The following is a 12,971-nucleotide window of genomic DNA, read 5'->3' as shown; positions in this document are numbered from 1 at the left end:
TTTTTATGCTCGTAGATTCCCATTGTCACCTTGATCGCCTTGACCTCGCCGCCCATGACGGCTCGCTGGATGCAGCACTCGACGCGGCTCGCCAGCGCGGGGTAGGGCACTTTCTGTGTATCGGCGTCAGCGTCGACAACGCCGCCGACGTCAAAGCCCTGGCCGAACGTTATGACGATGTCGACTGTTCGGTCGGCGTGCACCCGCTGGACGTGCAACCGGGCGCTGCGCCAGCACTGGACTGGCTACTGCAGGAGCTCAATCACCCGCGTGTGGTCGCGATTGGTGAAACCGGCCTGGATTATCACTACGAACCTGAAGCGGCGGAGTTGCAGCAGGAGTCGTTTCGCTTGCACCTGCAAGCCGCGCAGCAGACCGGCAAACCGGTGATCATTCACACGCGCGGTGCCCGGGCGGACACGCTGAACCTGCTGCGCGAAGCTGCTTTGCCCCAGGCCGGTGTTTTGCATTGCTTTACCGAAGATTGGGACATGGCCAAAGCGGCGCTGGACATGGGTTATTACATTTCCTTGTCTGGCATCGTCACTTTCCGCAACGCCGATGCGCTGCGTGACGTGGCCAGTAAAGTGCCTGCCGACCGATTGCTGGTGGAAACCGACTCGCCGTACCTGGCGCCGATCCCTTATCGCGGCAAGCCGAACCTGCCGCAATATGTGCGGGAAGTGGCAGAGTTTCTGGCAATGTTACGCGGTGAATCCTACGAGCGATTTGCCGCGCAGACGACCGAGAACTTCAAGCGACTGTTCCCGCTGGCGCATGTGAAAGGTTAAATCGCAGGCAAAAAAAACCCGGGTTCTGGGGGGTGAATCCGGGTTAAGACCATTAGGAGTAAAACAATGGTACGCGGTCCGTTGGTACCAATATCGACGCGGCACTTGGGGGAGATGCCCCGCCGACAGTTGAAGTATTGATCAGTATTGCGCTGAGTCCAGTTTACCGGCCCAGGTTTTTAAACAATTTTGGAATACAGGCGCTTCGGAAGAGTTCTCATTAAAAGCTGGTGCTGACAGAATTCATCTAGAAACACAGATATGGAAGGATGATCCGTGCATTTTGCCGCAAGTTAGGCATAATACGCGGCTTCGAATTTTGACCCCGACAGACCTTTTCTTATGCATAAAGAACCTCGTAAGGTCCGTGAATTTCGTCGCCGCGAGCAAGAAATTCTCGATACCGCGCTCAAGCTGTTCCTCGACCAAGGTGAAGACAGTGTCACCGTCGAGATGATTGCTGATGCCGTCGGTATCGGCAAAGGCACAATCTACAAGCACTTCAAATCCAAGGCGGAGATCTACCTGCGCCTGATGCTCGATTACGAGCGTGATTTGAACGAGCTGTTGCATTCGGCCGATGTCGACAAGGACAAGGAAGCGCTGTCCCGGGCCTACTTCGAATTCCGCATGCGCGATCCGCAACGTTACCGCTTGTTCGATCGCCTGGAAGAAAAGGTGGTCAAGGGCAATCAGGTGCCGGAGATGATCGAGGAGCTGCACAAGATTCGCGCCTCGAACTTCGAACGCCTGACCCTGCTGATCAAGGGCCGGATCAGCGAAGGCAAGCTCGAAGACGTGCCGCCTTACTTCCATTACTGCGCATCCTGGGCGCTGGTGCACGGCGCCGTGGCGCTGTATCACTCGCCGTTCTGGAGCAATGTGCTGGAAGATCAGGAAGGCTTCTTCCAGTTCCTGATGGACATCGGCGTGCGCATGGGCAACAAGCGCAAGCGCGACACCGACACGCCGAGTAGCTGAGTCATTCAGTTGCCTTATTGCGCCATGATTTCGCTATATGGCGCAGTACCTCAGTAATATACTCAGGCATGGGACTTGCTAAAACTTGATTTGTGAGTCAAGTTTTACGTCGTCCGAATTCCTTGTGCCGGAGTGACCATGATCGTTGACCGTCAAGGCAGGCGTTTTCGTAATCTGCGAATCAGCCTGACCTCCGCCTGCAATTACGCGTGTACCTATTGCGTGCCTAACGGCAAGCGGCTGGTTGCTGCGCAGGATGAACTGTCGGCCGAAGCCATGGCACGCGGCGTTGCCTACTTGATCGAGGCGGCGGGGATCGAACGGCTGCGCATCACCGGCGGTGAGCCGTTGGTCAGCCCCAAACTCGAAGCCTTCATGACCGCCGTCGGGCAGATGGGCCTGCAAGACATCAGCCTGACCACCAATGGTCAATTGCTGGCGAAAAAACTGCCCCTGCTGGTCGATGCCGGCATTCGTCGCATCAACGTTTCCCTCGATACCCTGGATGCCGGTGCATTCCGCAGCATTGCTCGCGGCGGCGATCTGGCGACTGTGCTCGATGGCATGGACCAGGCCAGCGCCGCTGGCATGAAGATCAAGGTCAACATGGTGCCGCTGCGCGGGCAGAACCTCGATCAAGTCATGCCGCTGCTCGATTATTGCCTGGAGCGTGGCTATGAACTGCGCTTCATCGAACTGATGCGCATGGGCCACCTGGCCAACGACAACAACGCATTCCTGCAACAATTCGTCAGCCTGCAACAGCTGTTGAGCCTGATCGGTGATCGCTATGAGTATCTCCAGGCCGATGCTCCGGTTGACGCCACGGCGGTGCGCTATGAAATTCCGGGGCAGGGCTATTTCGGGGTAATCGCCAACGAAAGTGTTCCGTTCTGCCGAACCTGTTCGCGGCTGCGCCTGTCTTCAACCGGGTGGCTGCATGGCTGCCTGTCGTCGAGCAATCGTCACTATGTCGGCGATCTGCTGGATAAACCTCGTCACCAGGCATTGCCGGCTTTGCAGCGACTCCTGGTGAAGGCCTTGGGTGACAAGCAGGAGGTGGCGTTTTCCGGTGGTGCGACCGTCATGAAGATTATCGGCGGCTGAACCGGCCTCTTCGCGGGCAAGCCTCGCTCCTACAAGATCGGCGTTAACCTGTAGGAGCGAGGCTTGCCCGCGAATGCGTTCGAACAGGCAACGACGTTCTGGAGCTGGCGCGGAAGCTGCATCCCATGGCCATTCGCCGGTTTTCCGTCACCGGCCTCTGGAGGGTAGGATGCGTAGCCTGGTTTTGCTGCTGGCCGTTTTGGCGCTTGGTGGCTGCATGAATGTCAGCGATATGGCTGAAGAAGCTCGCTACCACATGAGCGACGTGGGGCTGCTTGACCACAGCGACAGCCGCCGCGTGAACAACCTGCGCATTCAGCCGGATTCGTTCGTCTATATCGCCCAAGGCGCCTTTGTGCCGCCGGGCAGTGCGGTCTACCCGCGACCTAACGTGATTGCCGAAGTCGCCTTCGACGGTTTTATCGAATACTTCCCGATGGTCCGCCGCGCACACACGCCGGAAGGCCTCGAGCAGGCCATGGGCGAAGCCCGTGCGGTCGGTGCGCATTACCTGCTCTACACCCGTTTCGCCAAGTCTGACGACCGTATCGGCAACACGGACGAATGGCTCGACCAGGAAGCCGTGGATCGTCTGGGTATCGACTCCGGCGTGATTCAGATCATGTTGATCGAGACCAGCACCCAGTATTTGATTGATACTGCACGTATCAAGAGTCGTGGCGGTTTACTGACGTTCTACGACAAAAAGCCAGAAGACCTGATGGGCCCGCCGCTGCGGCAATACGCGCGCAGCCTGCTGGGGCTCGGCGACCAGTAATTCCAAGGAGAACGCCATGAGTGGCCCGCAAAAAGCCAACGACCTGTTGGGGCAAATCCCCAAGACCCAAGGCTTGCCACCGGTCCACTTGTGGAACCCCGACTTCTGCGGCGACATCGACATGCGCATCGCCCGCGACGGCACCTGGTATTACCTGGGCACGCCGATCGGGCGCAAGCCGATGGTCAAACTGTTCTCCACCATCATTCGCCGCGACGGCGATGATTATTTCCTCATCACCCCGGTCGAGAAAGTCGGCATCAAGGTTGACGATGCTCCGTTCGTGGCGATTGCCGTGGATGTTGAAGGCGAGGGTGAAGCCCAGGTCTTGCGCTTCACTACCCATGTGGATGAAACCGCCGAGGCCGGTGCCGACCATGCGATCCGCGTGGTGATTGATCCGGTGACACAAGAGCCTGCGCCTTACGTGCATGTGCGCTCCAATCTCGAAGCGCTGATTCATCGCAATGTGTTTTACCAATTGGTGGAGCTGGCGGTGACTCGTGAAATCGATGGGCAGCGTTGGCTCGGTGTATGGAGCGGCGGCATCTTCTTCCCCATCGGCCTCGAGCCTTGAGTCGTCAGTGCTGACGCCTTCGCGGGCAAGCCTCGCTCCTACAGAGTTCGCCGGCACCTGTAGGAGCGAGGCTTGCCCGCGAAGAACGATTACGCGATCTCGCTACTCAGCTTCAAAATCAAATTGACACCCAATCGTATGATGATTAGCGTGGGCAACCATCGCGAACGGCATTGTGCCGTCCCTGCATCGAGGTGCCCATGTCCAGCAGTTTTCACGCATCGACGGTCGATTGGCTGGGTTGCTGGATTGCGGCGGGCCAGGTAAAACCCGGCGAAACCCTAAAGGTTGAGGCCGACCTGGGCGAGCAGCTCGGCGTCAGTCGCACCGTCATCCGCGAAGCCATCAAAACCCTGGTCGCCAAAGGCATGCTCGAAGTCGGGCCGAAGGTTGGCACGCGGGTATTGCCGGTGCGGCGCTGGAACCTCTTCGATCCGCAAGTCGTCGGCTGGCTGTCCCGCAGCGGCCTGCCGGAAAACTTCGTCGACGACCTCCTCGATTTACGCCGCACCATCGAGCCGATGGCCGTGCGCTGGGCCTGCGAGCGAGCGACCGTCGAGCAGGTGCAGGCGGTGCTTCAGGCTTATAACGCGCTGGAGCGCGCGGTGCACAGCGGCATCGATTACAACCGCGCCGACCAGTTCTTCCACGAGTGCATCCTCGCGGCCAGCCACAATCAATTCATCGAACAAATGGTCCCGGCCCTCGGCGCGTTGCTGGCGGTGTCTTTTGAAGTCTCCGCCGCCGATCCGGACGAACTGCGCCGCACGCTGCCGATTCACAAAGACATGGCCGACGCCATCGCCGCCCGCGACGCGGCACGCGGTGTGTGGGCCTGCATGACCCTGATCGACAACGCCGACCTGGCCATCAAACGCTTCTACCCAAAAGTCATGGCCGACAAAAAAGCCGGCTAAAAACATAGAACCCTGTAGGAGCGAGCCTGCTCGCGAAAAACTTCAAGGCAGCGCGTTTATGCAGCGGACACGCGTTACCGTTGACGTCCATCGCGAGCAAGCTCGCTCCTACAAACAAGAACAACGCAGGAGGTTTCATGGAATGGACCGCAGTCACCGGACACCGGGCACGCCTCGGCGAAGGCCCGTTCTGGGATGCGCCGACGCAAGCCCTCTATTGGGTGGATATCGCCGGCAAACAAGTACTGCGCCTGATCGGTGCCAACGTGCAGATCTGGCAGATGCCCGAGCACGTGTCGGCTTTCATTCCCTGCGAAAGCGGCGATGCGCTGGTGACGTTGAGCAGTGGCGTGTATCGGCTCGATCTGGATTCGCCAGGCCTTGAGCCACGGCTGACCTTGTTCTGCGTCGCCGACCCGCAGCCGGGCAATCGCGGCAACGAAGCCCGTTGCGATGCCCAAGGGCGACTCTGGCTCGGCACCATGCAAAACAACATCGGCGAAAATGGCGAAGACCTGCCCGTTGTGCGGCGTTCCGGCGGCTTGTTTCGTATCGACCGGGATGCCCGGGTCACGCCGCTGCTGCGCGGTTTGGGCATTCCCAACACGTTGTTGTGGAGCGATGACGCCACCACGCTTTACTTCGCCGACAGCCTGGATGGCACGCTCTACCAGCATTTCATCCGCACCGACGGCGGCCTCGATCCCGCGCTGGTCTGGTTCGGCCCGCATCAACGTGGCGGCCCCGACGGCTCGGCGATGGATGCCAGAGGTTATATCTGGAACGCGCGCTGGGACGGCAGCTGCCTGATCCGGCTGACACCGGATGGGTATGTCGATCGCATCATCGAATTGCCAGTCAGTCGCCCGACCAGTTGTGTCTTCGGTGGCGCCGACCTGAAAACCCTCTACATCACCAGCGCTGCGAGCCCGCTCAACCATCCGCTGGACGGCGCGGTGTTGTCGATCCGAGTCGATATACCAGGAAAGGCCTGTACGAGATTTGCTGATTAAATCCCAGAATATGGGATGTAAAATTATATATTGAGATTATTTGGCGGTCGGGTTTATAGTCGGCTCCAATCAGTTACACGCACTCACACTTAAAAAAACAAAACAGGTGAAGTGATGCAGCGATTTTCCAACACGTTTTTTGGCCGGACATCGACTGATGCCCGGTTTTTGTCGTGCCCGCGAAAGGGAGTGCTGATCCATGGCTGAAGCGCTCTCCCTGCCTCCGGTGCCCGAACCGCCGAAGGGCGAGCGCCTGAAAAACAAGGTCGTGCTGCTGACCGGCGCCGCTCAGGGCATCGGCGAGGCGATTGTTGCGGCCTTCGCTTGCCAGCAAGCCAGGCTGATCATCAGTGACATCCAGGGCGAGAAAGTCGAAAGCGTCGCAGCGCATTGGCGCGCCCAAGGCTTCGATGTTCAGGCGATCAAGGTTGACGTATCCAATCAACAAGACCTGCACGCGATGGCAAAAAGGGCCGTCGAGTTGCACGGCCGCATCGACGTGCTGGTCAACTGCGCCGGTGTCAACGTGTTCCGCGATCCGTTGGAAATGACTGAAGAAGACTGGCGCCGCTGCTTTGCCATCGACCTCGATGGCGCCTGGTTCGGCTGCAAGGCGGTGTTGCCGCAAATGATCGAGCAGGGCATCGGCAGCATCATCAACATCGCCTCGACCCATTCCACGCACATCATTCCCGGCTGCTTCCCGTACCCGGTGGCCAAGCACGGTTTGCTCGGCCTGACCCGCGCACTGGGCATCGAATACGCGCCGAAAGGCATTCGCGTCAACGCCATTGCACCGGGCTACATCGAAACCCAATTGAACGTCGATTACTGGAACGGTTTTGCCGACCCGCAGGCCGAACGTCAGCGCGCTTTTGATCTGCATCCGCCGCGGCGCATTGGCCAGCCGATTGAAGTGGCGATGACGGCAGTCTTCCTGGCCAGCGATGAAGCACCGTTCATCAACGCCTCGTGCATCACCATCGATGGTGGGCGCTCGGTGATGTACCACGACTGAATAACCGGGGTTTCAGGCGCGGAATTACGCCTGAAATCCAATCATCATACGATATGACTATTTGCTACAACGTTTGCACCGGCTTTGAAAAATAACGCTCAAAAAAAATAACAAGGAGTCAGCTTATGAATCGTCGTCGTGGGATCCGTTCCCTGTGCTGTGCCGCTTTGGCGGTCACCGCGGTCAGCCTCAGCAGCAGCTTGCTGGCGGCCGAGGAAGTGAAGATCGGTTTTCTGGTCAAGCAGGCGGAAGAGCCCTGGTTCCAGACCGAATGGGCCTTCGCCGAAAAGGCCGGCAAAGAGAAAGGCTTCAAGGTCATCAAGATCGCCGTGCCGGACGGCGAGAAAACCCTGTCCGCCATCGACAGCCTGGCTGCCAACGGCGCCAAGGGCTTCGTGATTTGCCCGCCGGACGTGTCCCTCGGCCCGGCGATCATGGCCAAAGCCAAACTCAACGGTTTGAAAGTGATTGCCGTGGATGACCGTTTCGTCGATGCCAGCGGCAAGTTCATGGAAGACGTTCCGTACCTCGGCATGGCGGCGTTCGAAGTCGGCCAGAAGCAGGGCGCGGCGATGGCCGCCGAAGCGAAAAAACGCAACTGGGACTGGAAAGACACCTACGCGGTCATCAACACCTACAACGAACTCGACACCGGTAAGAAGCGCACCGACGGTTCGGTCAAAGCGCTGGAAGACGCCGGCATGCCAAAAGACCACATCCTGTTCTCGGCCCTGAAAACCCTCGACGTGCCGGGCAGCATGGACGCCACCAACTCGGCGCTGGTGAAACTGCCGGGCGCGGCGAAGAACCTGATCATCGGCGGCATGAACGACAACACCGTACTGGGCGGCGTACGCGCCACCGAGAGCGCCGGGTTTGCCGCCGCTAATGTGATCGGCATCGGCATCAACGGCACCGACGCCATCGGCGAACTGAAAAAGCCCAACAGCGGCTTCTTCGGCTCGATGCTGCCAAGCCCGCACATCGAGGGTTACAACACCGCCAGCATGATGTTCGAGTGGGTCACCACCGGCAAAGAGCCGGCGAAGTACACCGCCATGGACGACGTGACCCTGATCACGCGCGACAACTTCAAGCAGGAACTGGAAAAGATCGGCCTCTGGAACTGAGGCGCGGTTGATTTCATCGGCGGCCCTGGCGACGGGGCTGCCTGATCTGTGTGATGAGGTGTTTTATGCACGCGCAAGTACAGACACAACACGACAGCGTCGGCGGCAGCCTGCGCTTCAACGGGATCGGCAAGACCTTTCCCGGGGTGAGGGCGCTGGACGGCATCAGCTTCGTCGCCCATCCGGGTCAGGTTCATGCCTTGATGGGTGAGAACGGCGCCGGCAAATCGACCCTGCTGAAAATCCTCGGCGGCGCCTACACGCCGAACAGCGGCGACCTGCAGATCGGCGATCGGACGATGGCCTTCAAGTCCACCGCCGACAGCATTGGCAACAAGGTGGCGGTGATCCATCAGGAACTGCATCTGGTGCCGGAAATGACCGTGGCGGAAAACCTGTTCCTCGGTCATTTGCCCGCCAGTTTCGGCCTGATCAATCGCGGCGCACTGCGACAACAAGCGCTGGCCTGCCTCAAGGGCCTGGCCGATGAAATCGATCCGCAGGAGAAGGTCGGGCGCCTGTCCCTCGGGCAGCGGCAACTGGTGGAAATCGCCAAGGCGTTGTCCCGTGGCGCGCATGTGATCGCGTTCGACGAGCCGACCAGCAGCCTCTCGGCGCGGGAGATCGATCGCTTGATGGCGATCATCGGGCGCCTGCGCGACGAAGGCAAAGTGGTGCTTTACGTCTCCCATCGCATGGAAGAAGTGTTCCGCATCTGCGACGCGGTGACGGTGTTCAAGGACGGCCGCTACGTGCGCACCTTCGAGGACATGAGCGAGCTGACCCATGATCAATTGGTTACGTGCATGGTCGGGCGCGACATTCAGGACATCTACGATTACCGCCCGCGCAAGCGTGGCGCGGTGGCGTTGAGGGTCGACGGTCTGCTCGGGCCGGGCTTGCGTGAGCCGGTGAGTTTCGATGCGCACAAAGGCGAGATCCTCGGGCTGTTCGGTCTGGTGGGGGCAGGGCGAACCGAGCTGTTCCGCATGCTCAGCGGACTTGAGCGCAACACCGCCGGGCGCCTGGAATTGCGTGGTCATGAACTGAAACTGCGTTCACCCCGCGATGCGATTGCCGCCGGCATTCTGCTGTGTCCCGAGGACCGCAAGAAGGAGGGCATCATGCCGCTCTCCAGCGTTGCCGAGAACATCAACATCAGCGCGCGCGGCGCCCATTCCACCTTCGGTTGCCTGTTGCGCGGCCTGTGGGAGAAGGGCAACGCCGACAAGCAGATCAAGGCGCTGAAAGTGAAGACGCCCAGCGCGGAGCAGAAAATCATGTACCTGTCCGGCGGCAATCAGCAGAAGGCGATTCTCGGCCGCTGGCTGTCGATGCCGATGAAAGTGCTGCTTCTGGATGAACCGACTCGCGGCATCGACATCGGCGCCAAGGCCGAGATTTACCAGATCATCCATAACCTGGCTGAAAGCGGCATCGCGGTGATCGTGGTGTCCAGCGACCTGATGGAAGTGATGGGTATTTCCGACCGCATCCTGGTGCTCTGCGAAGGCGCGATGCGCGGCGAATTGTCCCGTGACGAGGCCAACGAATCCAACCTGCTGCAACTGGCTTTGCCGCGCCACCGTGCTGACGGCGTGGCGAACTGAGAGGTGACTATGATGACAACCCAAAACAACGCTCTGCCCACCCAGCGCAAACCTCTGGACCTGCGGCGCTTTCTCGATGACTGGGTGATGCTGCTCGCGGCCGTCGGGATCTTTGTGCTCTGCACCTTACTGATCGACAACTTCCTTTCGCCGCTGAACATGCGCGGTCTGGGCCTGGCGATTTCCACCACCGGGATTGCCGCATGCACCATGTTGTATTGCCTGGCGTCGGGGCATTTCGACTTGTCGGTGGGCTCGGTGATTGCCTGTGCCGGCGTGGTCGCGGCGGTGGTGATGCGCGACACCGACAGCGTGTTTCTCGGTGTGGTGGCGGCACTGTTCATGGGCTTGATCGTCGGGCTGATCAACGGGATCGTGATCGCCAAGCTGCGGGTCAATGCATTGATCACTACGTTGGCGACCATGCAGATCGTTCGCGGTCTGGCCTACATTTTTGCCAATGGCAAAGCGGTGGGCGTGTCGCAGGAGTCGTTCTTCGTCTTCGGTAACGGCCAGTTGTTTGGCGTGCCGGTGCCGATCCTGATCACCATAGCCTGCTTCCTGTTTTTCGGCTGGTTGCTGAATTACACCACCTACGGGCGCAACACCATGGCCATCGGCGGCAACCAGGAAGCGGCGCTGCTGGCCGGGGTCAACGTTGACCGGACCAAGATCATCATCTTCGCCGTGCACGGTGTGATCGGGGCGTTGGCCGGGGTGATTCTGGCGTCGCGGATGACTTCCGGCCAGCCGATGATCGGCCAGGGTTTCGAGCTGACGGTGATCTCGGCGTGTGTGCTTGGCGGGGTTTCGCTCAGTGGCGGGATCGGCATGATCCGGCATGTGATCGCCGGGGTGTTGATTCTGGCGATCATCGAGAATGCGATGAACCTGAAGAACATCGATACGTTTTATCAGTACGTGATTCGTGGTTCGATTTTGCTACTGGCTGTGGTTATCGACCGCCTGAAACAACGCTGAGATTTTTGTTGTCTGTGCTGGCCCCTTCGCGGGCAAGCCTCGCTCCTACAGGTCATGTGTCGGGCACGTATTACGCGACTGACATATAACCTGTAGGAGCGAGGCTTGCCCGCGAAGGCGATGTACCTGATTCACCTCGCGACCGCATCCTTCCGTCACCCCCCCCCCTAAATATGTCTTGCCTGTTACAAGTCGTTTCGGGTATCAATTTGTACATGATTAGACAGGTACGATTTGACAAGAAACAACGGGTGGTCGACGAGCTCATCCGGCGCATTGAAAGCGGCCTCATGGAGGACGGCTTTCAGTTGCCGGGCGAGCATCAGTTGGCTCAAGAATTCAAAGTCAGCCGAGGTACGCTGCGTGAAGCCCTGGCCGAATTGAAACGGCGCAACTACATCGCGACGCAAAGTGGTGTCGGTTCCATCGTCACGTTCGACGGGGTGGTGCTCGATCAGCGCAGCGGTTGGGCGCAGGCGCTGGCCGACAGCGGGGCGCTGATCAATACCGAAGTGCTGCGGCTTGAGGCGGTGACTCGCCCCGACCTGCTGCCGCGTTTCGGCACTGACCAATTCATCACCCTCGACCGCCGCCGTCGTTCCACCGACGGCAAGCTGGTTTCCCTCGAACGCTCATTGATGCCCGCCACCGGAGGCCTGGAAAGCCTGCCGCGTGTCGGCCTGATCGACAATTCCCTGACCATCACCCTGGCCGCGTACGGCTACATCGGCGAGCGCGGCGATCAATGGATCGGCGCCGAACCCTTGAACGCCGAGGACGCCGAGCTGCTCGGTCGTCCGGTCGGCACGGTGTTCCTCAAAGCCTTGCGCACCACCTACGACCGGCAGAACCGCTTCATGGAGCAGGTCGAAAGCCTGCTCGATCCCGTGCACTTTCGCCTGCACCTGCAATTTGGAAACCCACAATGACCGCGCTCAATCGTGCACTGGGCGCGTTTTACGGACTGGCCCTGGGCGATGCGCTGGGCATGCCGACGCAATCGCTGAGCCGCGCCGTCATCAAGGCGCGTTTCGGTGAAATCACCGATCTGCAAGACGCCGGCCCCAATCAGCCGATTGCGGCCAACATGCCTAAAGGCTCGATCACCGACGACACCGAACAGGCAATTCTGGTCGGTCAGTTGTTGATCGACGGCAAGGGCAGGATCGAGCCGTCGGTACTGGCGCAACGGCTGATCGAATGGGAAGCCGCGATGCAGGCCAAGGGCTCGCAGGATTTGCTCGGGCCGTCGACCAAACGGGCGATCGAGATGATCCTCGCCGGTCATTCGCCGGAAGAAGCGGGGCGCTACGGCACCACCAACGGCGCGGCGATGCGCATCACACCCGTCGGCATTTCGGCGGATGTCCGCAATCCCGAGCGTTTCATCAACGCCGTGGTGCAAGCCTGCCAGGTCACCCACAACACCACGCTGGGCATTTCCAGCGCGGCGGCGGTGGCGGCGGTGGTCTCGGCCGGCATCAACGGCATGGACCTTGGCGAGGCATTGAACCTCGGCCAGCAAATCGCCCAGCAAGCGGAAAGCCACGGTCACTGGGTCGCGGGCGGACGCATTGCCTCGCGCATCAGTTGGGCGCGGACGATCAGCGTCGACAGCGACAAGGCGATGCTGGCGGATTTGATGTACGACGTGATCGGCACGTCGGTGGCTTCGCAGGAGTCAGTGGTGGTTTCGTTTGCCTTGGCGCAGCAAGTGGCCATCGGTGAAATAAATGCCTTCGACGCGCTGTGCATGGCCGCAGGTCTGGGTGGCGACACCGACACCATCGCGGCGATTCTGGGGGCCATGCTCGGGGCTTGTCTGGGGCTTGAGAGTTGGCCGGTGGCGATGATCGATAAGGTCAAAGCCGTTAACTCGTTGGAGTTGGAGCCGTTGGTGCAGGGGCTTTTGGCTTTGCGTTGACTGGACTGGCCTCTTCGCGAGCAAGCCCGCTCCCACAGGTACAGCGTGTCCCGTGAGGTTTGCACGATCCCTGTGGGAGCGGGCTTGCTCGCGAAGGGCGCGCCGCATATTGAATATTTCACCCGCAATGGATCGCACTGACTT

The 12,971-nt window shown here is 59.8% G+C and carries 13 protein-coding genes; all 13 read left to right on the top strand.

The window, feature by feature from the left end:
- Positions 1 to 5 precede the first annotated feature (5 nt).
- The 13 genes from KGA82_RS26960 to KGA82_RS26900 all read left to right on the top strand — a co-directional run bounded on the left by KGA82_RS26960 (position 6) and on the right by KGA82_RS26900 (position 12,827).
- Positions 6 to 791: a TatD family hydrolase gene (locus tag KGA82_RS26960; RefSeq protein ID WP_008040884.1), complete on the top strand. Its 786-nt coding sequence runs from the start codon at positions 6 to 8 to the stop codon at positions 789 to 791.
- A 342-nt stretch (positions 792 to 1,133) separates the two neighbouring features.
- Positions 1,134 to 1,772, top strand: a complete 639-nt coding sequence (locus tag KGA82_RS26955) for a TetR/AcrR family transcriptional regulator (protein WP_008031613.1) — start codon at positions 1,134 to 1,136, stop codon at positions 1,770 to 1,772.
- A 138-nt stretch (positions 1,773 to 1,910) separates the two neighbouring features.
- Complete coding sequence (locus tag KGA82_RS26950; RefSeq protein ID WP_008031614.1) at positions 1,911 to 2,879, top strand: GTP 3',8-cyclase MoaA; 969 nt, start codon at positions 1,911 to 1,913, stop codon at positions 2,877 to 2,879.
- A 169-nt stretch (positions 2,880 to 3,048) separates the two neighbouring features.
- Positions 3,049 to 3,657 carry a DUF4823 domain-containing protein gene (locus KGA82_RS26945; RefSeq protein WP_223453154.1) on the top strand — a complete coding sequence of 203 codons (609 nt, stop codon included), beginning with the start codon at positions 3,049 to 3,051 and terminating at the stop codon, positions 3,655 to 3,657.
- Positions 3,658 to 3,673: 16 nt separating this feature from the next.
- Positions 3,674 to 4,234, top strand: a complete 561-nt coding sequence (locus tag KGA82_RS26940) for a DUF1285 domain-containing protein (protein WP_223453153.1) — start codon at positions 3,674 to 3,676, stop codon at positions 4,232 to 4,234.
- Between the two features lie 200 nt (positions 4,235 to 4,434).
- On the top strand, positions 4,435 to 5,151 hold the full coding sequence (locus tag KGA82_RS26935; protein ID WP_008031621.1) for a FadR/GntR family transcriptional regulator: 717 nt from the start codon (positions 4,435 to 4,437) through the stop codon (positions 5,149 to 5,151).
- Between the two features lie 137 nt (positions 5,152 to 5,288).
- Positions 5,289 to 6,164 (top strand): SMP-30/gluconolactonase/LRE family protein, encoded by an 876-nt coding sequence (locus KGA82_RS26930; protein WP_223453152.1) that lies wholly within the window; start codon positions 5,289 to 5,291, stop codon positions 6,162 to 6,164.
- Positions 6,165 to 6,363: 199 nt separating this feature from the next.
- Complete coding sequence (locus KGA82_RS26925; protein WP_008031626.1) at positions 6,364 to 7,182, top strand: SDR family oxidoreductase; 819 nt, start codon at positions 6,364 to 6,366, stop codon at positions 7,180 to 7,182.
- A gap of 125 nt (positions 7,183 to 7,307) precedes the next feature.
- Positions 7,308 to 8,312 carry a substrate-binding domain-containing protein gene (locus KGA82_RS26920; RefSeq protein ID WP_008031628.1) on the top strand — a complete coding sequence of 335 codons (1,005 nt, stop codon included), beginning with the start codon at positions 7,308 to 7,310 and terminating at the stop codon, positions 8,310 to 8,312.
- Between the two features lie 65 nt (positions 8,313 to 8,377).
- Positions 8,378 to 9,922: an L-arabinose ABC transporter ATP-binding protein AraG gene (gene araG, locus KGA82_RS26915; protein WP_223453151.1), complete on the top strand. Its 1,545-nt coding sequence runs from the start codon at positions 8,378 to 8,380 to the stop codon at positions 9,920 to 9,922.
- Positions 9,923 to 9,934: 12 nt separating this feature from the next.
- Complete coding sequence (gene araH / locus KGA82_RS26910) at positions 9,935 to 10,903, top strand: L-arabinose ABC transporter permease AraH (RefSeq protein ID WP_032828927.1); 969 nt, start codon at positions 9,935 to 9,937, stop codon at positions 10,901 to 10,903.
- A 215-nt stretch (positions 10,904 to 11,118) separates the two neighbouring features.
- Positions 11,119 to 11,832, top strand: a complete 714-nt coding sequence (locus tag KGA82_RS26905) for a GntR family transcriptional regulator (RefSeq protein WP_032828923.1) — start codon at positions 11,119 to 11,121, stop codon at positions 11,830 to 11,832.
- A complete protein-coding gene (locus KGA82_RS26900) occupies positions 11,829 to 12,827 on the top strand; it encodes an ADP-ribosylglycohydrolase family protein (protein WP_223453150.1) in 999 nt (332 codons plus the stop codon). Before KGA82_RS26905 ends, KGA82_RS26900 begins: the two co-directional genes overlap by 4 nt.
- Positions 12,828 to 12,971 lie beyond the last annotated feature (144 nt).

Source organism: Pseudomonas sp. BF-RE-22, from assembly GCF_019956155.1.
GTDB lineage: Bacteria > Pseudomonadota > Gammaproteobacteria > Pseudomonadales > Pseudomonadaceae > Aquipseudomonas > Aquipseudomonas migulae.
The sequence above is the reverse complement of the archived record's forward strand: the minus strand, read 5'-3'. Positions and strand labels throughout refer to the sequence as shown.

Coding starts and splice junctions, on each gene's coding strand:
- KGA82_RS26960 (WP_008040884.1), top strand. CDS start 6: ATGCTCGTAGATTCCCATTGTCACCTTGATCGCCTTGACCTCGCCGCC.
- araG (WP_223453151.1), top strand. CDS start 8,378: ATGCACGCGCAAGTACAGACACAACACGACAGCGTCGGCGGCAGCCTG.
- KGA82_RS26955 (WP_008031613.1), top strand. CDS start 1,134: ATGCATAAAGAACCTCGTAAGGTCCGTGAATTTCGTCGCCGCGAGCAA.
- KGA82_RS26900 (WP_223453150.1), top strand. CDS start 11,829: ATGACCGCGCTCAATCGTGCACTGGGCGCGTTTTACGGACTGGCCCTG.
- KGA82_RS26945 (WP_223453154.1), top strand. CDS start 3,049: ATGCGTAGCCTGGTTTTGCTGCTGGCCGTTTTGGCGCTTGGTGGCTGC.
- araH (WP_032828927.1), top strand. CDS start 9,935: ATGACAACCCAAAACAACGCTCTGCCCACCCAGCGCAAACCTCTGGAC.
- KGA82_RS26930 (WP_223453152.1), top strand. CDS start 5,289: ATGGAATGGACCGCAGTCACCGGACACCGGGCACGCCTCGGCGAAGGC.
- KGA82_RS26905 (WP_032828923.1), top strand. CDS start 11,119: ATGATTAGACAGGTACGATTTGACAAGAAACAACGGGTGGTCGACGAG.
- KGA82_RS26950 (WP_008031614.1), top strand. CDS start 1,911: ATGATCGTTGACCGTCAAGGCAGGCGTTTTCGTAATCTGCGAATCAGC.
- KGA82_RS26940 (WP_223453153.1), top strand. CDS start 3,674: ATGAGTGGCCCGCAAAAAGCCAACGACCTGTTGGGGCAAATCCCCAAG.
- KGA82_RS26935 (WP_008031621.1), top strand. CDS start 4,435: ATGTCCAGCAGTTTTCACGCATCGACGGTCGATTGGCTGGGTTGCTGG.
- KGA82_RS26920 (WP_008031628.1), top strand. CDS start 7,308: ATGAATCGTCGTCGTGGGATCCGTTCCCTGTGCTGTGCCGCTTTGGCG.
- KGA82_RS26925 (WP_008031626.1), top strand. CDS start 6,364: ATGGCTGAAGCGCTCTCCCTGCCTCCGGTGCCCGAACCGCCGAAGGGC.